A 17,436-nucleotide genomic window follows, 5' to 3' on the forward strand; every position below is an offset into this window, starting at 1 on the left:
GTATTAGTGTTAATAAATTAATTAGTAACCAAGTCTCTTAAGTGTTTCAACAGCATCCGGCACTGTCTGAGGAGCCGGAGCCTTACGCAGACCGTTGTCAATTAAGTATTTCAAGCTCATTTCAGAACGGTTGGTAAACAGACCGTCGCCATAGATGCCATGCAGGAGCTCATCATATTGTACGGTATTTCCCCAGTTGTACTGACCGAAATATTTTCCCATTTGCGCATAAGAATCGAATGAGTACGGATGGTTGAGCATACCGGATTTCTTGATAAGATAGGCCTGCCACGGAGCATTCATTTCCGGATAGTCGTTGGGAGCGCCTGCGATGCAAGGACCGATGATATGAGCCTTATATTCCAAACCGAGATTAATGAAAGAAGCATAACCCTGAGGAGTATCGTGTTTCAGGTCGGTAGCACCGTTACCCTCCCACAACAGGAAGCACATAGGAATTTTGCCTTTGAATTCTTCTGCCGTACGGCGAAGGCTTTCGAGAGAGAATGTCTGGAGAATGACCTTACCGTTGGTATTACCGACATTTACTTTATTATTCTTATAGAACGGTTCGCCGTCGCAAGGTTTGGTAATGATGTTCCAACCAAGTTCGTCAAGTTTATTGTAAACGCGCTTTTCAAAGTCCGAAGGGTTCAGCCAAGACTCTTTGAATTCAATATAGACACCCGGACGGTGGCCTGTATCCTGCGGATCATCCACATATTCAAATTTATATGTCAGACAGTCGCGGGGTTTATCCGGATTCCAAGTACCGGTAACAGTGTATATGCGTTCACCGTTAACATCACGCTTCAGCATTTTTCCTTCGGCGTAACGGATTTGGTCTTCAAGAGCCGAGATATACTGGTGTTGTTCGGAAAACGCCTCACGAGCCTGCTCAATGCTTGTTTCGTTAAACCAACTGCCGGCATCGAGTGCAAGCAACTCCTCATACATGTAAGACATTGCATAGTAAGGGCGGAAACTTGCTTTATCCGCTTCTACAAGTTTTTCGGCTTCCGCCTCACTCATTCCATGACGCATATAGAACGCCTTACGGGTTGCCGGAACCAGTTCGCTATATACATTTTCAATATTAGTGGTACGCTTCAGGTTGTCATCGTGATTGGCAAGGATAACACCGTCCTTCGTACACTGAAGGTCGGATTCGAGGTAGTCCACACCCATTTCGCGTGCCCAGCGCCAGGCCGATTCCGTTTCTTCCGGAGCCCAGAAAGTAGAACCGCGGTGAGCCATTACGGCATAAGGGGGTACGTAGTCGCGCACTTTTGCCATTTCGGCAGAGATTGTGTTTACTTCAACACGTGTTGCATCGTTATTCACATCTGTAAAATCTTGATCTTCACAGGAAGTGAAAGCTACTAAGGCCATACCTAACAAGGTTGCACTTAATTTGATTGGATTCTTCGACATAGTTCAATTTTTAAGGTAAATACTGGTTTAATGTCATTCTATATTATCTTAAAAAGATTATTTTTTATTTCTTTCTGCAAGCAATGCCTTTTCGTCCTTATAGGTAAAAGACATCAGAATAATTGACAGGGCGCAAGCTATAAGCAGCAGTATGAACGTCCAGTCCCAGCCTGCCATTTCGGCTACGTAACCGAGAACGACGTTGGCAAGAATGGCGGTTCCGAAGAAGTACCCGAAGAACCCGGTAAGTCCGGCAGCCGTACCTGCGGCATTCTTGGGAGCAAGATCGAGCGCCTGAACACCGATCAGCATTACCGGTCCGTAGATAAAGAAACCGATAGCAATCAGAGACAAGGTTACGACTATATAGTTATCGGAGAACTGCCAATAAAGGAAGATGAACAAGGCAACGATAGCCATAAAGATGATAGTAGTCATTGCGCGTCCGCCTTTAAATACTTTGTCACTCAACCAGCCGCAAACCAATGTTCCGGGTATTGCAGCAAATTCATAGGCAAAGTATGCCCAGCCGGCTTGCTTGATATCATATCCCTGAGCTTCTTTCAGGAAAGTAGGAGCCCAGTCGAGACATCCGTAACGTACCATGTAGACAAAAGCATTGGCAATAGCAATGTACCAAAGCATCTTGTTGTTGAATACGTGTTTGAAGAAAATCTCCTTTGCGGTAAGCACTTCTTCCTGCTTCTCGCTATAGTTTTTAGGATAGTCGTTACGGTATTTCTCAATAGTGGGAAGCCCGCAAGACTGAGGGGTATCGCGAATCAGGCAATATGCCACCAACGCTACAAGAATAGCCACCGCTGCCGGGAATACATACGTACCGATGAGGAAGTAACGGGATGCGTCGGCACCATAGAACCAGGAACCGAACCATAACGCACCGTAAACTGCCATCGGGCCGACCAATGCACCGCCCACATTATGGGCACAGTTCCAGATGGACATCATCGTTCCGCGTTCGGTCACCGAAAACCAGTGGGTCATGACACGGCCGCAAGGAGGCCATCCCATACCGTTGAACCAACCTACCAGGAAGTTTAAAACAGCCATTACGATAATGGCCAGTGATTTCTGTTCCGGACCGAAGAACTGTACCGGCACAATCATAAACATCATGGACACGGCAGCCAAAACCAATCCTAACGGAAGAAATACACGTGCGTTACTGCGGTCGGACACGCTTCCCATCAGGAACTTGGACAAAGCATAAGCTACGGCATTCATAGAGAGAACGATACTCAGCTCGCCCTTTTCAAAACCAAACTGGGCAAGTTCCGGAATGGCCATCGAGAAGTTCTTACGCACGATATAAAAACCTGCGTAACCGATAAATATACCCAGGAAGACTTGCCAACGGTAACTCTTATACGCCGAATCAATCTTCTCTGCCGGTAATTCCTGCTTATGAGCAGGTGGTGCTAAAAAATTCCACATAGTACTACGATTTTAAGAATAATATTATTTATCACTGTTTAATTTACGGGTTGCTTCCAGGTCGAGCGCCTCTGCCAGTATCGAAATGGGATGCTTCACCTTTGCCGGAGTGGACATTTCAATCTGCCATTTGCAAGTTTCGCAATCGGTAGCGACAAAGTCGGCAGCCACTTCTTCTATCTGCCGAAACAGCGAAGCGCCGATTCCCTGCGATGTTTCATAATTCTCCTTTTTAAAGCCGTATGTACCCGCAATTCCGCAACATTGAGAATTGAGCACAGTAAGGTTTATATTGGGAATACTGCGCAACAAAGCGATGGAATAGTACGCCCAACCGAGCTTTTCCATGTGGCAAGGAGTATGATAGGCAATCTTCATCTTCACGTCATCACGGAATTTCAGTTTTACGTTTCCCTCTTCGAGCAGACGGAATATGAACCGGGTAGCCAGTTCTATGCTGTCGCGTACGTCCGCATTGTCAATGCCAAGCAGATGCGGGTATTCGTCGCGCATCGTGAAAATACAAGTCGATGAAGCTCCGATGACCGGACGCTTATCCTCAAAGATCGACTTACGGACTGAACGGAGATTTGCCTCAGCCTGCTTACGTGCCTGATTGATCAAGCCGTTGGAAATCAAAGCCACTCCGCAGCACTTCTCCTTTTCAAGCAAATGCACTCCATAGCCTATTGCATTAAGCACGCTTACCATATCTTTGCCCAACTGAGGGAAATTATAGTTGATGTAACAGCCGTGGAAAAAACTTACATGCTTCTTGTAATTATCCTGCGAAGCCATCGCATTCTTTTTGAACCAGCTCTCGAATGTCTGGGAAGAATACTTCGGGAACACACGATGATGGTCTATCTTCAGGACTCCGTCCATTACCATTTTCACCGGCTTCAGAGACAATGTGGTATTCACAATGGGAGCAAAGGCAGATGCCATGGTTCCTACGAAATCCGTATTTGCCAGCATAATATCGCGCAATGCCGGTTTCTTCTTGCTGTATTTGATACGCGCCAACTGGATAATGTCGCCAATCTTCACATTCGACGGGCAGGCCACTTCACAGCGTTTACAGTTCAGACAATATTTCAACGCCTCATCAAAGTATTCGCCTCTCTTCAAGCGAAGACGCTCCTCATCCGGACCGGCCTGCTTCGGACCGGGATACTCGGGATTCACCGGAATAACCGGACAATATACCGTACAGACCGTACACTTGATACATTGCTCAAAATTGTTTTCGCTTATATTATTCTGCTGCATATTCATGACGTCATCCTTTTATTAAGTTATCCGCTACAAACAATGCCGTAAGCATGGAAACACCGGCACCGCAACCTTCATGTATCGTATTAGAGCCGCTCAGTACCGAACCTGCTGCAAACAGGTTCTGCTGCACTTCACCCTTAATCTTTATCCGCAACTTGTCGTCGGTGGCCACACCGAACGTCATATAATTCTGCTTGTTGAAGAACGATTTGTCATACCAACTGTCGCGGCCCGCCGTAAAATCCACATCACTGCCAAAAACCGGTTCGATAACACTGTCCGGCCGCGCCACCAATCCATTGCTGAAATAGCTGCCGGAAGCAAGCACGAAGTTTTCCGCCATAAACGAGATATCTCCATGATTGACGGAATATACCGCCTGCACTCTATTGCCTTTGAAGTCGGCTTTCACTACCGTATCGCCCAGCATATAGACTCCGCCCAGCGCTTCAAAAGAACGGCGTAGCTGTTGCTGTGCACGGATGCCCGGCACAGAGGGCGGCATTGTCGGAATCAGCCATACCGGAATGTCCAACGCTTCTTTCAGCTTTCTTACCGGTGCGGCAGACGACAGTCCGAATACAGCCGGCAAAGCAACGCTGTCGAAGCCGGATACCCTTCCGGCCAACTCCCTGATTAAAGTCTCAAGCGTTTTGTCATTCTCCAAAACCCTGGCAATATTGGTGGAACGCATTTCCGTCGGACTAATCCGCAATCTTTCCAGTTCGGGAAGATTGATAGAAGATATACGGCATTCAGCACCGCACTTCTCAAAACTGTCGGCTACAAACTTCGTATTGAAGTCAAGAAATCCGGCTATATTGACCACCAGCACTTTCTTGCCTGTTATATCATGGGGCGATGAAAGTTGCGTGAAGTCGGAGAACGTCAGCCACGTCGGCTTCAACGTGCCCATCGGAGTTATACGCAAATGATTACGTTCCGCATCACCGTTCACTTCAATACCGCAATCAAGGAACAACTGTTTCGCCTCACGGACATAATATGCAAACTTACCGTCCAGCTTGGCGTAGGGGTGATTTGCGCCAACCCTGCCGGCAGCCGCAAGCGGATTATCCACCTTTGTCCCGTCGGCCAGTTCGTTGAGCAAATCGAATGAACCGGAAGAAAAATGCAACGCACTTTGCCCGGTGGAAATGATAGCACACTTCACGCCATTCTTCTGCAAACGGATGCCACACGTCAGACCGGCAAGCCCCCCACCTACTATTAAAGTATCAAATTTCATCTTTATTCATTTTATTCCATTCCACAAACTCCACCATATATCCACTGGGTATATTCGCTTTCGCGCAGCGCCTCGCCCCATGCCACAGGATACAATCCTTTCCAGCGTTCGTTCAGGAACGAAGCCAAATCCTCTTTCGCCTTTTGGGAGCAATTATGCGCCTCGCCCAGCAATCCTGCCGCACGACAGGCACAGAGTTCCCCCTGACACGTACCCATGCCGACACGTGTGCGGCGGCGCAAGTCTATCAGGTTGTGCACATCAAGTTCGTTCACGGCATAGTTCACTTCACCTACGGTCACATCCTCACATTCGCAAACCAGGCTGTTATCGTACTTGCTTTCCGATGCAATCCTGGCAGCCATTTCACCGTGACGGCCTACCGAAGAACGTTTAGGCTGTTCCGCCACCACCTGCTTGCCCCCCGAACGGTCCTCTTCCATGCGCGAACCGGGAAGGGGTTCGTTCATTGTAATGCAAGGCTTGTCGATGCCAAGCTTCTTGCAAGCCAGGTCTGTGGCCCACTCCGCCATCAGCCGGTATGTCATCAGCTTTCCGCCCGTGATAGTTACGAATCCCGGAACACCGTCGCGCACTTCGTGATCCAACAACACAATGCCGCGGCTGATGTTACGGCCGGAAGGGTCATTATCGGCAGCCACCAGCGGGCGAACGCCGGCGTATGCACGCAAAATACGGGTTGTAGCCAGAGCAGGAGCCAACTTCTCGCCCTCCGACAACAGCAAATCCACCTCTTCCGGTGTAACCCTCACATCATCCACCTCGTCAAAACCCACGCGGCTGGAAGTCGTTCCAATCAAGCAGATTGTATCTCCAGGAACAAGAATATCTGCATTGGCCGGTTTACGACAACGGTTAAGCACTACATTATTGATTCGATGCCCAAAAATCAATAACGAGCCTTTTGCCGGGAACATGTCCACCCTTATGCCTGCTTTTGCAGCAATGCCATGTCCCCAAATACCACCCGCGTTTATAGTCAGAGGTGCGTAATAATTATGTTCGGTTTTTGTTTTATGATTAAGTACCGTGACTCCTACAACTCTTCCCTGCTCTTGAATCAATGCGGTCACTTCGTGATACACCAGCACTTTCGCACCGTGAGCCTTGGCGTCGATGACATTTGCCAGCGTCAGCCTGAAAGGGTCTATCGAACCATCGGGCACTTTCACTGCACCTATTATCGCAGGATTCACCGAAGGTTCTATCAACCTGGCCTCTGCAGGGTCGATTACCTGTGCATCGATACCCGCTGCCCGGCACGATTCTACAAATAAGTTTTGATATGAAAGGTCGTCTTCCGGAAGAGAGATAAACAGACCTCCGTTTTCCTCTACGCAATGGCGTGCTATCTTCCGGAGAATCATATTCTCTTTAATACATTCGGCTGCCGATTCTCTATCGGTCACTGCATAACGGGCGCCGCTGTGAAGCAAACCGTGGTTTCGTCCGGTGGCGCCGGCAGCAAAATCAAAGCGTTCAACAAGCAAAACGCGCATTCCGCGCAAAGCGCAATCTCTTGCCGTACCTGCTCCGGTTGCGCCTCCGCCAACAATGATGACGTCAAATTCGTTAATCTCGCTATTAAGTATCATGTCTCTTATAATATTAGTTAACGCAGTTTGATTTTCAAGATTAGTATAACAGCACCGCTGCTTTCTTATCAAAACAAACAAGGTTTCATTTCGCAACAAATATAAAAGCTATTTTTATAACTACGAAACTTTTTCGCTGCTTTTTCACTGAATAACAGAAAAAAAATCTTCAGGCAAGAAGTTTAATACCTGTAAGCATAGATTATACTTACGTTTCAAAAGGGAATATTATCGGACAAACATTTTATCATTTCTTAGCATTCTGAGTTTCTTTATACTGTTTTTTTCAGCTATATTAGCGCATTGAATACTATTTAAAGCCTATTATGACAAAAGAAGAGAGACAATCTATCATACTGGAGTTGTTGATACAGCATAATTCTATTTTGGTAACAGATTTAGCCACACACCTCAATGTTTCGTCAGTTACGATACGTAAGGATTTAACAGACCTCGAAAGAGAAAAGAAACTGTACCGAAACCACGGAAAGGCTATTTTGATAGACCCTTACATCGACAACCGGAACGTCAGTGAGAAAGAAAAGCTGTATGTCGAAGAAAAGAGACTGATTGGAATGAAAGCCGCCAGCCTCATCACTCCCAAAGATTCCATATTGATAGCATCGGGAACAACCATGCACGCACTTGCCCGCAGCATCGTTCCGGCAGATGAACTGACCGTTATTACCGCTTCCATGGAAGTATCGAATATCCTGGCAAGCGAAAAGAACATCTATATTATTCAACTCGGCGGCATATTGCGGCACAGCAGTCTGTCCGTGGTAGGGAAATATGCAGAAAACATATTGGCAGACTTTTCGTGCAGCAAACTGTTTATCGGCGTAGACGGCATCGACCTCGACTTCGGCATCACCACTACCAATATGATGGAAGCGAGCCTCAACCGCGTAATGATGCAGACCGCCCAGAAAACGATAGTGCTTGCGGATTCCTCCAAGTTCGGACGGAGAGGCTTCAGCAAGATTGCCGATATGGAAGATGTAGACCACATCATTACCGACTCACGCATCCCGCCTTCCACCGCTTTACGCCTGGAAGAAATGGGCATTGAAGTGACAATTGCCGACAGTGTTCATCACAACAGCATCTGAATACAGACAAGAAAGTGTATCAAAGACCGGCATATAAATCCCGCCTCACTTTGATACACTTTCTTATCTATATATAATGTATAAAATCAGCCTTCCTCTACACGAAGTCCCGCTTCGTCCAAAACATAAGTCTTAAAACAGCCGGAATAAGTATAAATCCTAAACCGGACATCCACCCCCCGCACGCCTTCGGTCATATATTGCCTTAAAGGGACGGACAGATAAGCACGCTTGCCATAATCCTGCGCACTGCTGCTTACCTCGTGATACAAAGTCAGTCGCACCTTGACACATCCGCTGTTTTCATCCACAACAGCCTCATCCTCCACAAAATGGAAAAGATGCTTGCCCTGCTGTTTTACCTTTACTATAATATTCAGATAATCATACCCCCGCCAGATACTCTGTATCTCCGAAGGTTCTGTTTTCACGCCCTCCTCAAACTCCGCGGCAACCAGTGGCACGGGAGAAACCGTTTGCAGCAAAGCATACAGCTTTGCGCCCGCAACATCGCCGCCCCCGATTGCCAATGTCTCGTAATTGGCAACGATGCGAACGGCTGTGTCCGCACTTACACGCAGCCCCGATGCGCCTTCAACGATACGAAGCCGCTCACCTTCATCGGTCAGCACCGATTCCAGCCGTCCGTCCGTTCCGGAAAATGCAGTCAGGAAATCCTGCTTTACGGAAGGATAGCGGTAATCATCGTCTCCACACGATGCCAGCAGACACGACAGCAGGACGACAAGCAGACTACAGCAATGTTTTTTCATACTTACTTACCACGCAAACTGTTACAATTCCACTCCGGTGCACGGAAAAAGCATCATTTGGTTGCAGCCAGATAATTCGTCAACGGATTGGCATACATCAGCAGCAGCTTCTCACGCAGGAAGTCCACATCCTTATTGGGAAGGGTGATACGTTCCAACTGTCCGTCGATATAACTTATAAAACGCTTCTTATCCTCTGCGGTATAATGCTCTACGAAGCGTTCTTCCTTATACAGCAAATCGTGAGCCACGTAATTGGTGGCAAAAATACGGTAGTTGGCATGGATACGCTTGTCAATCAAAGCAGATATGGCTACGAACAGCTCCGGTTTCGGCAATGTCCGCTCCAGTTCACCCAAATCCTCATTGATACAGGATGCCATACGGAAACAGACGCGGCCCTTATATCCCAAAAGTCCGGTCTGCATGTTCAGCAGGTCATCATCCGTGGTTTTCTTATAGTCGGGTATGTCGCGTTTCAGTTGAAACTCCTGCGCTTTCAGATAGTCGCAGGGGTCGTATTCGTACGAAATGGAGAGCGGAACGATATTCAATTCCTGAAGATTGGTGATAATGTCTCCGTCACCCCCCATTGCCAGCATCTTCAGAACGCTGTCCTGCGTAACGTCATTGGAATCTTTTGCACGCCCTTCGCGCTGGGCAATCCAGATAGACTGTTTTTTCTCCGCAATGGTGTAGTGCATATAGCGGGACATCCGTATGGACGATTCCAGCATCTGGCGCATGGTCAGCGCGCGCTGCACGGTGAAACATTTGTTGATACGCACCAGTTTCTTGATCCAGGGGTAAATCAGCAGATTGTCACCGATAGCGATTTCCACGGTGTCCAATCCCTGCTCCACCAGGAGAACAGACAAAAAACCGGAGTCGAGAATAATGTCCCGATGATTGGAGACATAGGTATAGGCCGACTGTTTGTTCAGCACAGCCATGCTCTCCAATATCAGTCCGTCTGTAGTATCTTTGGCCAATTTATGCAAGATGCCGTAGCAAAGATTTTCCTGAAACTCCTGCTTGGTCTTGCTTGCACGCATCTTTTGCGCGATAGCTTCAAAAGGGACACCCGGCATAACGGCGCAAGCCACTTGTTGGAACGCCGGGTCAGCAATCAATCCCTCAAAAACCTGAGGTAATTCTTCGTCATGATAAGGGCGGATTTCTTCAAATTCCATGATATGCAATTTTAAATTTTAAACAATAAGTATTTGGTTTCAAGACTAACAAGCGGGCATCTGATAGCCGGTTGATACCTAATAGTTAATATCTAAAATTGGTTTTCTATTATATCTGTCATCACATCTTTAATATCCAGGTTCGCCGCGCGCACCTGCTGCGGGATAAAACTGGTGGCAGTCATACCCGGAGTGGTGTTCACTTCCAGCAGATTTATCTTTTCTCCTTCGGTAATGATATAGTCGACGCGGATAATTCCGGAAGCACCGAGAATGTCGTAAATGGCGGAAGTGAGTTTCTGTACGCGGTCGCGCAGTTCATCGGGGATGCGCGCCGGAGTTATCTCGTCCGACTCACCGTTATATTTGGCTTTATAGTCAAAATACTCGTTATGCGACACCACCTCCGTAATAGGAAATACCACCGACTTCTCTTTGATTTTGTAGCAGCCGCAGGTAATCTCCATACCGTCCATAAAAGCCTCTACCAAAACTTCTTTGGCTTCAGCAAAAGCCTTTGCAATGGCGGGTTGTATCTGTTCCTTCACATTCACCTTCGTCACACCGAAGCTGGAACCGCCCAGGCTGGGTTTGATAAAACAAGGCAAGCCTATCTTCCCGATTACATCTTCATCGGAAACCGACTGTCCCTGACGAAGCAGCAAGGAATCGGCAATGCGCACGCCGAACGCCTTCAGATACTGGTTGCAGGCAAACTTGTCATACGTCAGTGCGGCGGCAAGTACCCCGCAACAGGAATAAGGGATGTGAAGCATATCGAAATACCCTTGCAGGCGTCCGTCTTCTCCCGGAGTGCCGTGGATAGTGATATAGGCGAAGTCGAACACTACCTTCGCACCGTCCAGCCGGAAGCTGAAGTCGTTGCGGTCTACCAGAGTCTTCGTTCCGTCGGGGAGCTGCACGTGCCAGTCGGTCCCGCGCATCTCCACAATATATAATGTGTATCTCTCCTTGTCGATGAAGGAGTAGATTCCTTGTGCACTGCGTAAGGAGACCTCAAATTCGGAAGTGTCTCCTCCGCATACAATAGCGATTGTGCGTTTCATTCTAATTCTCTATTACTAATATAGCCTCTCCACTTATCGAGCAGCCGGTTCATGTCGTCCGGCAGCTCCGAGGTAAAGTACATTTCTTCTCCGGTAACGGGATGTACAAACCCCAGCGTCATAGCGTGCAACGCCTGCCGCGGACAAATATCGAAGCAATTGTTTACAAACTGTTTGTATTTGGCAAAATGAGTTCCTTTCAGAATCTCATGACCGCCGTAGCGTTCATCGTTAAAGAGAATATGCCCGATGTGTTTCATGTGTACACGGATCTGGTGGGTACGGCCCGTTTCGAGCACACACTCCACAAGTGTCACATACCCCAGGCGCTCCAGCACACGGTAGTGGGTAACGGCATGCTTGCCCTGGTCGTCCGGAAGGACGGTCATCTGCATACGGTCTTTGGGATTACGGCCTACGTTACCGACGATTGTGCCTTCGTCCTGTTCCACATTTCCCCAGACAAGGGCGCGGTAACGGCGTTTGGTGGTCTTGTTGAAAAACTGAAGACCGAGATTGGTCTTGGCATCCGGTGTCTTGGCAATTACCAGCAGGCCGGATGTATCTTTGTCGATACGATGCACAAGCCCCACATGAGGGTCATTGGCATCATAATCGGGAATATCTTTCATGTGCCAGGCAATGGCATTGACAAGCGTGCCGCGGTAGTTCCCATGTCCGGGGTGCACCACCAGCCCTGCCGGTTTGTTGACTACCATCAGGTACTTGTCCTCATACACTATATCCAGGGGAATATCTTCGGGAATAACCTCGTTCTCATAGCGGGGACGGTCCATCATCACCGTTATCACATCCAGAGGCTTCACCTTGTAACTGCTCTTCACCGGTTTGCCGTTCGCCATCACAAATCCGGCATCGGCAGCTTTCTGTATACGGTTGCGCGAGGCATTGGTCAGGCGGTCGAACAGATACTTGTCCACACGCACCATCTCCTGCCCCTTGTCCACTACTACGCGGAAGTGCTCGTAAAGCTGCGACTCGTCACCTACAGGTTCTATATCGTCCAGTACATCATTCTCTATGTCGTCCGGTAACTCTTCGATCATCGTTTGTCCTTTTTACGGATTAAAGACACTTTCACTCTCGCACACCTTTAACATCAAAACCAGGATTCGTCGGCAGCAGAACCTTCGGAAACGGCTTCGTCCGGGTTCCCCATGCTTTCGTCCGCAGACAAAGAATCGCCTTCCAGCACTTCCCTGTTGCCATCGCCTACCATTAAAGTCAGCGTTGCACCCATAGGCACTTTATCGCCGATAGCGAGCATACGCTCACGGTACTTCACGCCGTACACCCAATCCTTTTCGCCGGGCACATATTGGATGTCGTTCAACTTGAAGCCCGAAGCCAGGATACGCGCCTCCGCCTGACGCAGGGAACTGTTGTCCGCCACATCGGGAACGACTTGCAAAGGTATATTGATAGCATTGATTGTCAGATAAATGATACGTCCCTCCTTCACCTTCTGCCCGGCAGCCGGATTATAGTCCAGGATGCAGCCGGCAGGTTTATCCTTGACATACGTGGAGTCGGAAACGATACAAGCCAGTCCCCGGCTGTCAAACACCGCTCCGGCTTCCGCCACCGTCATGCCTTTCACATCGGGCACTACCACAGCCTCGCCGTGATGGGTATATATATCGATTCCTTTTAATGTTCCGAACATCAACAACACTACCACGGCAATCATTGCCAGGATGTTTATCCAGAAGTATTTGTTCTGCCGGAAAGAAAAAAATTCCTTTATAGTCATAATCACTACAATTTGATGCAAAGATAATGCAATTTAGGCGCATTGCAATGATGTTTTCTTGAAAGTTTCACAAAAGAAAAGCCACAAAACACTGTTACCAGTCCTTTGCGGCTCTCTTATCTCTATTAAAAGGAATGATTATGCCTTCACTCCGTTGTATTCGTCAGAAACAGTCAGTTTCTTTCTGCCTTTGGCACGACGTGCGGCTAATACTCTACGACCATTAGCTGTAGCCATTCTCTCACGGAATCCGTGTTTGTTTTTTCTCTTTCTGTTAGAAGGTTGAAATGTTCTTTTCATTACTGTATCTTGTTTTATGTTATTATTCTACGTAATCGGGCTGCAAAAATAGAGACTTTTTCTAAAATAACCAAGAGATAACTCTTTTTATCTCAAAACTTTTTGTGTTTTTTACCGATTTCCATTACTTTTGCACTCGCAAATTGAGCGAAACATCTTAATAAATAACAATAATAAAGACTATAAAGTATGATTAATGCCCAAGACATTAAAATCGGAACTTGCATCCGCATGGACGGCAAGCTTTATTTCTGCATCGACTTCCTGCATGTGAAGCCGGGAAAAGGTAATACTTTCATGCGTACCAAGCTGAAAGATGTAGTCAACGGCTATGTGCTGGAACGCCGCTTCAACATCGGTGAAAAGCTGGAAGACGTACGCGTAGAACGCCGTCCGCACCAATATCTCTATCACGACGGTGACAACTACCAGTTTATGAACCAGGAAACTTTCGACCAGATTCCCATCGCCCACGACCTGATTAACGGTGTGGACTTCCTGCTCGAAGGAATGGTTGTAGACGTTGTGTCCGATGCTTCTACCGAAACCGTGCTGTATGCTGACGTACCCGTGAAGGTTCAGATGAAGATTACTTACACCGAACCGGGTCTGAAAGGCGATACGGCTACCAACACGCTGAAACCTGCAACCGTAGAATCCGGCGCAACCGTACGTGTACCGTTGTTCATCAACGAAGGCGAGACTATCGAAATTGACACTCGCGACGGTTCTTACGTAAGCCGCGTAAAAGCATAAGGGAAATCATTTCCTCTAAGGATATTAGAAGCCGTCTGAATGAACGCTCATTCAGACGGCTTTTTCTTGCTACAAAGTTCATACACAGCCACTCTAATATGCCAAAGGCGTAGGCATCGTCAAGAAAAAAAGAGATAAATGACTGCATGGAGCTGCAAGTTTCAAAAAGGAAGACCAGTAGTTTATCCTAATTAAACCAAGAGTTTACCCTAATGAAACTAAAAGTTTCACGAGGATAAACTCTTGGTTTAACCGCATAAAACAATTAGTTTTTCCCCGTAACACCAAAAACCTTGCACTGAGAGCCTAGAGATTAATCACCCTATCGAATATAAATAGAAATACGCATACGGCACAGTTCATTCTCAAGGCCATGCGGAGCATGACAGATGATTTTCACTTTCAAACTTTGTAGAAAGAGAATGAACCGAAAATAACAATCCGAATGCACGGCAAAATAACCGTCTATCACCAAATAAAAACGTATCTTTGCAACATCAACTCCCGTAACCCGATAAAAAGAGACAGAGACATGCGATATTCCGTTATCATTCCCGTATACAACCGCCCCGACGAAGCGGACGAGCTTTTGCAAAGCCTCACGCGACAGAGCTTCAAGGATTTCGAAGTCATTATCGTAGAGGACGGTTCTTCGGTTCCCTGCAAGGACGTTGCAGAACGTTATCAGAACATTCTGGACATCCATTACTACGCCAAGCCCAACTCCGGTCCCGGACAAACGCGCAATTACGGCGCCGAACGCAGCCGGGGAGAATACCTGATTATACTGGATTCCGACTGCATCCTTCCCGAAGGCTATTTTGCAGCAGTGGAAGAGGAACTGCAAAAAGCCCCTGCCGATGCATTCGGCGGACCGGACCGTGCGCACGTCTCCTTTACCGATATACAGAAAGCCATCAACTACTCCATGACTTCGTTCTTCACCACCGGCGGCATTCGCGGCGGAAAAAAGAAAATGGACAAATTCTATCCGCGGAGTTTCAATATGGGAGTGCGTCGCGAGGTTTATGAAACGCTCGGCGGCTTCTCCCGGATGCGTTTCGGAGAGGACATCGACTTCAGTATCCGCATCTTCAAGGGCGGGTACGCATGCAGGCTTTTTCCTGGAGCATGGGTGTATCATAAGCGGCGGACGGACTTGAAGAAATTCTTCAAGCAAGTGCACAACTCCGGCATCGCCCGCATCAACCTCTACAAAAAACATCCCGAATCCCTGAAGACGGTGCATCTGCTGCCGGCAGCATTTACACTGGGCGTAGCCGTGCTGTTGGCGGGAGCGCCTTTCTGCCTGTACAGCCTGCTGCCGATTGCGTTGTACGCACTGCTTGTATGCACGGACTCCACGCTACGGAACAAGAGCCTGCGCATCGGTGTCTATTCCATTGCCGCCGCCTTCATCCAGCTCATCGGATACGGAACCGGTTTCTGGCGTGCCTGGTGGAACCGTTGCATATGTGGCAAGGATGAGTTTGAGGCATTCAAGAAGAATTTCTATAAATAACAGGCTATAAGTGCCGGCAACCGGTAATGAAAAAAAGATGAAAAAACTGACAATCAACCGGTGGGCGGCAGAAGACCGGCCACGGGAAAAAATGATGCTGAAAGGAGCGGAAGCCCTCAGCGACGCCGAATTGCTGGCAATCCTTATCGGCTCGGGAAACACTGAAGAAAGTGCCGTGGCACTGATGCAACGGACACTTGCCTGCTGCAACAACGACCTGAACCGGCTGGGCAAATGGGAAGTCCACGATTTCTCCCGCTTCAAAGGCATCGGGCCAGCCAAGAGCGTCACCATCATGGCAGCCCTCGAACTGGGCAAACGCAGAAACCGGCAAGAGCGTTCGGAACGGGTCGCTATACACTCGTCCGATGACATCTACGGAATCTTTCATCCGCTCCTGTGCGACCTCACCGTAGAGGAGTTCTGGGTACTCCTGCTCAACCAGGCATCCCGCGTCATAGACAAAGTACGCATCAGCCGGGGCGGCATCGACCAAACCAGCGCCGACGTAAGGAGCATCCTACGCGAAGCCCTGCTGCAACGCGCCACACAGATTGCCCTGATACACAACCACCCCTCCGGAAATCCGCAGCCCAGCACTAACGACCGCCAACTGACACAGCTCATACTGAAAGGCGCACAGACCATGAACATCCGCCTCATCGACCACGTTATAGTCACAGACGGCAGATATTACAGTTTTACCGACGAAGGAGTGCTGTAATGTAGCCTGCACATTCTTTGTAGTTTCAATTAAAATCTTTAGATTTGCTTCGCTAAACCAACAAACCGTACGAATATGACCAAATTTGAAATAGAAGAGAAAATCGTAGCCATGCTGAAAACCGTATTCGACCCGGAGATTCCGGTAAACGTGTACGACCTGGGACTCATCTACAAGATAGATGTTGCCGACAGCGGCGAGGCGACTATCGACATGACCCTGACAGCTCCCAACTGCCCCGCCGCCGACTTCATCATGGAAGATGTCCGCCAGAAGATAGAATCGATAGACGGCGTGACCTCCGCCACCATCAACCTGGTGTTTGAGCCCGAATGGGACAAGGACATGATGAGCGAAGAGGCCAAGCTGGAACTGGGCTTTCTCTAACTGACAACGTAACAAAGCATATATGAAGAACGTATATTTCCTTTCAGACGCACACTTGGGTTCGCGGGCCATCGAGCACGGACGTACACAGGAACGACGGTTGGTGAACTTTCTCGACAGTATCAAACACAAAGCAGCCGCTGTATATCTGCTGGGCGACATGTTCGACTTCTGGTACGAGTTCCGCACGGTTGTGCCCAAAGGCTACACCCGCTTTCTCGGCAAGCTGTCCGAACTGACGGATATGGGCGTGGAAGTGCACTTCTTCACCGGCAACCATGACATCTGGTGCGGGGATTACCTTACGCGGGAGTGCGGGGTAGTCATTCACCGCGAACCCCTCACCACGGAAATCTACGGAAAAGAGTTTTACCTTGCCCACGGCGACGGATTGGGCGACCCGGACAAAAAATTCAAACTGCTGCGTACCATGTTTCACAGCCGTACCCTCCAAACGCTGTTCTCCACCCTCCACCCCCGCTGGAGCGTAGAGTTCGGACTGAGGTGGGCAAAGCACAGCCGCCTGAAAAGAATAGACGGGAAAGAGCCCGACTACATGGGCGAAAACAACGAGCATCTTGTACTGTATACCAAAGAGTATCTGAAGAACCATCCGAATATAAACTTCTTCATCTACGGCCATCGGCACATCGAACTGGATTTGATGTTGAGTGCCACCGCCCGCGTCCTTATCCTCGGCGACTGGATAAACTATTTCTCCTATGCCGTATTCGACGGCGAGAACCTGTTTCTGGAAGAGTTTATCGAAGGGGAAACCAAATTGTAAACCACTTGC

At 48.3% G+C, this 17,436-nt stretch carries 17 protein-coding genes; 6 read left to right on the forward strand and 11 right to left on the reverse strand.

Features of this window, described 5'->3' with window-relative positions; all coding sequences use genetic code 11:
* Positions 1-21 precede the first annotated feature (21 nt).
* The 5 genes from H8S52_RS06165 to glpA are packed head-to-tail and all read right to left on the reverse strand — an operon-like array spanning position 22 to position 7,032.
* Positions 22-1,434: a glycerophosphodiester phosphodiesterase family protein gene (locus H8S52_RS06165; protein ID WP_117908098.1), complete on the reverse strand. Its 1,413-nt coding sequence runs from the start codon at positions 1,432-1,434 to the stop codon at positions 22-24.
* 57 nt (positions 1,435-1,491) lie between these two features.
* Positions 1,492-2,889, reverse strand: a complete 1,398-nt coding sequence (pgtP, locus tag H8S52_RS06170) for a phosphoglycerate transporter protein PgtP (RefSeq protein WP_005656362.1) — start codon at positions 2,887-2,889, stop codon at positions 1,492-1,494.
* 24 nt (positions 2,890-2,913) lie between these two features.
* On the reverse strand, positions 2,914-4,167 hold the full coding sequence (gene glpC, locus H8S52_RS06175) for an anaerobic glycerol-3-phosphate dehydrogenase subunit GlpC (RefSeq protein WP_117955532.1): 1,254 nt from the start codon (positions 4,165-4,167) through the stop codon (positions 2,914-2,916).
* A 4-nt stretch (positions 4,168-4,171) separates the two neighbouring features.
* Positions 4,172-5,416 (reverse strand): glycerol-3-phosphate dehydrogenase subunit GlpB, encoded by a 1,245-nt coding sequence (gene glpB, locus H8S52_RS06180; RefSeq protein ID WP_117907778.1) that lies wholly within the window; start codon positions 5,414-5,416, stop codon positions 4,172-4,174.
* A gap of 11 nt (positions 5,417-5,427) precedes the next feature.
* Positions 5,428-7,032 (reverse strand): anaerobic glycerol-3-phosphate dehydrogenase subunit A, encoded by a 1,605-nt coding sequence (glpA, locus tag H8S52_RS06185; protein WP_016661154.1) that lies wholly within the window; start codon positions 7,030-7,032, stop codon positions 5,428-5,430.
* A 326-nt stretch (positions 7,033-7,358) separates the two neighbouring features.
* Between glpA and H8S52_RS06190 the strand changes: the two genes are divergently transcribed.
* Positions 7,359-8,144, forward strand: a complete 786-nt coding sequence (locus tag H8S52_RS06190) for a DeoR/GlpR family DNA-binding transcription regulator (RefSeq protein ID WP_005656353.1) — start codon at positions 7,359-7,361, stop codon at positions 8,142-8,144.
* 86 nt (positions 8,145-8,230) lie between these two features.
* Here the strand turns inward: H8S52_RS06190 and H8S52_RS06195 are convergent, their stop codons facing one another.
* The 6 genes from H8S52_RS06195 to rpmH all read right to left on the reverse strand — a co-directional run bounded on the left by H8S52_RS06195 (position 8,231) and on the right by rpmH (position 13,251).
* Entirely contained in the window at positions 8,231-8,917 is a 687-nt protein-coding gene (locus H8S52_RS06195) for a NigD-like C-terminal domain-containing protein (RefSeq protein ID WP_186909480.1), read from the reverse strand.
* Positions 8,918-8,970: 53 nt separating this feature from the next.
* A complete protein-coding gene (locus H8S52_RS06200; RefSeq protein WP_186909481.1) occupies positions 8,971-10,110 on the reverse strand; it encodes a 1-acyl-sn-glycerol-3-phosphate acyltransferase in 1,140 nt (379 codons plus the stop codon).
* Between the two features lie 92 nt (positions 10,111-10,202).
* The gene (locus H8S52_RS06205) at positions 10,203-11,177 is read right to left on the reverse strand and encodes a D-alanine--D-alanine ligase (RefSeq protein ID WP_117985819.1); all 975 of its coding nucleotides are present in this window, start codon (positions 11,175-11,177) and stop codon (positions 10,203-10,205) included.
* Complete coding sequence (locus H8S52_RS06210; RefSeq protein WP_016661151.1) at positions 11,174-12,244, reverse strand: RluA family pseudouridine synthase; 1,071 nt, start codon at positions 12,242-12,244, stop codon at positions 11,174-11,176. The genes H8S52_RS06205 and H8S52_RS06210 overlap by 4 nt, the downstream gene beginning before the upstream one ends.
* A gap of 53 nt (positions 12,245-12,297) precedes the next feature.
* Positions 12,298-12,951, reverse strand: a complete 654-nt coding sequence (locus tag H8S52_RS06215; RefSeq protein WP_016661150.1) for a PASTA domain-containing protein — start codon at positions 12,949-12,951, stop codon at positions 12,298-12,300.
* A 138-nt stretch (positions 12,952-13,089) separates the two neighbouring features.
* The gene (rpmH, locus tag H8S52_RS06220) at positions 13,090-13,251 is read right to left on the reverse strand and encodes a 50S ribosomal protein L34 (protein ID WP_004292199.1); all 162 of its coding nucleotides are present in this window, start codon (positions 13,249-13,251) and stop codon (positions 13,090-13,092) included.
* A 189-nt stretch (positions 13,252-13,440) separates the two neighbouring features.
* Here rpmH and efp point away from each other — a divergent pair, with 189 nt between their 5' ends.
* The 5 genes from efp to H8S52_RS06245 all read left to right on the forward strand — a co-directional run bounded on the left by efp (position 13,441) and on the right by H8S52_RS06245 (position 17,427).
* On the forward strand, positions 13,441-14,007 hold the full coding sequence (efp, locus tag H8S52_RS06225) for an elongation factor P (RefSeq protein ID WP_005656303.1): 567 nt from the start codon (positions 13,441-13,443) through the stop codon (positions 14,005-14,007).
* 532 nt (positions 14,008-14,539) lie between these two features.
* Positions 14,540-15,529 (forward strand): glycosyltransferase family 2 protein, encoded by a 990-nt coding sequence (locus H8S52_RS06230; protein ID WP_117985818.1) that lies wholly within the window; start codon positions 14,540-14,542, stop codon positions 15,527-15,529.
* Positions 15,530-15,566: 37 nt separating this feature from the next.
* The gene (gene radC, locus H8S52_RS06235) at positions 15,567-16,253 is read left to right on the forward strand and encodes a DNA repair protein RadC (protein WP_040316059.1); all 687 of its coding nucleotides are present in this window, start codon (positions 15,567-15,569) and stop codon (positions 16,251-16,253) included.
* 75 nt (positions 16,254-16,328) lie between these two features.
* Positions 16,329-16,640 (forward strand): metal-sulfur cluster assembly factor, encoded by a 312-nt coding sequence (locus tag H8S52_RS06240; protein ID WP_005656290.1) that lies wholly within the window; start codon positions 16,329-16,331, stop codon positions 16,638-16,640.
* Between the two features lie 22 nt (positions 16,641-16,662).
* Positions 16,663-17,427 carry a UDP-2,3-diacylglucosamine diphosphatase gene (locus H8S52_RS06245; protein WP_005656288.1) on the forward strand — a complete coding sequence of 255 codons (765 nt, stop codon included), beginning with the start codon at positions 16,663-16,665 and terminating at the stop codon, positions 17,425-17,427.
* Positions 17,428-17,436: the final 9 nt, after the last annotated feature.

Origin of the sequence: Bacteroides sp. NSJ-48, assembly GCF_014287405.1 — a bacterium.
Classification (GTDB): domain Bacteria; phylum Bacteroidota; class Bacteroidia; order Bacteroidales; family Bacteroidaceae; genus Bacteroides; species Bacteroides stercoris.

Excerpts from the sequence above, each read along its gene's own strand:
- efp (WP_005656303.1), top strand. The coding sequence starts at position 13,441 with ATGATTAATGCCCAAGACATTAAAATCGGAACTTGCATCCGCATGGAC.
- glpC (WP_117955532.1), bottom strand. The coding sequence starts at position 4,167 with ATGAATATGCAGCAGAATAATATAAGCGAAAACAATTTTGAGCAATGT.
- H8S52_RS06205 (WP_117985819.1), bottom strand. The coding sequence starts at position 11,177 with ATGAAACGCACAATCGCTATTGTATGCGGAGGAGACACTTCCGAATTT.
- rpmH (WP_004292199.1), bottom strand. The coding sequence starts at position 13,251 with ATGAAAAGAACATTTCAACCTTCTAACAGAAAGAGAAAAAACAAACAC.
- H8S52_RS06200 (WP_186909481.1), bottom strand. The coding sequence starts at position 10,110 with ATGGAATTTGAAGAAATCCGCCCTTATCATGACGAAGAATTACCTCAG.
- H8S52_RS06215 (WP_016661150.1), bottom strand. The coding sequence starts at position 12,951 with ATGACTATAAAGGAATTTTTTTCTTTCCGGCAGAACAAATACTTCTGG.
- H8S52_RS06245 (WP_005656288.1), top strand. The coding sequence starts at position 16,663 with ATGAAGAACGTATATTTCCTTTCAGACGCACACTTGGGTTCGCGGGCC.
- H8S52_RS06240 (WP_005656290.1), top strand. The coding sequence starts at position 16,329 with ATGACCAAATTTGAAATAGAAGAGAAAATCGTAGCCATGCTGAAAACC.
- glpA (WP_016661154.1), bottom strand. The coding sequence starts at position 7,032 with ATGATACTTAATAGCGAGATTAACGAATTTGACGTCATCATTGTTGGC.
- H8S52_RS06165 (WP_117908098.1), bottom strand. The coding sequence starts at position 1,434 with ATGTCGAAGAATCCAATCAAATTAAGTGCAACCTTGTTAGGTATGGCC.
- pgtP (WP_005656362.1), bottom strand. The coding sequence starts at position 2,889 with ATGTGGAATTTTTTAGCACCACCTGCTCATAAGCAGGAATTACCGGCA.
- H8S52_RS06190 (WP_005656353.1), top strand. The coding sequence starts at position 7,359 with ATGACAAAAGAAGAGAGACAATCTATCATACTGGAGTTGTTGATACAG.
- H8S52_RS06230 (WP_117985818.1), top strand. The coding sequence starts at position 14,540 with ATGCGATATTCCGTTATCATTCCCGTATACAACCGCCCCGACGAAGCG.
- H8S52_RS06195 (WP_186909480.1), bottom strand. The coding sequence starts at position 8,917 with ATGAAAAAACATTGCTGTAGTCTGCTTGTCGTCCTGCTGTCGTGTCTG.
- glpB (WP_117907778.1), bottom strand. The coding sequence starts at position 5,416 with ATGAAATTTGATACTTTAATAGTAGGTGGGGGGCTTGCCGGTCTGACG.
- H8S52_RS06210 (WP_016661151.1), bottom strand. The coding sequence starts at position 12,244 with ATGATCGAAGAGTTACCGGACGACATAGAGAATGATGTACTGGACGAT.
- radC (WP_040316059.1), top strand. The coding sequence starts at position 15,567 with ATGAAAAAACTGACAATCAACCGGTGGGCGGCAGAAGACCGGCCACGG.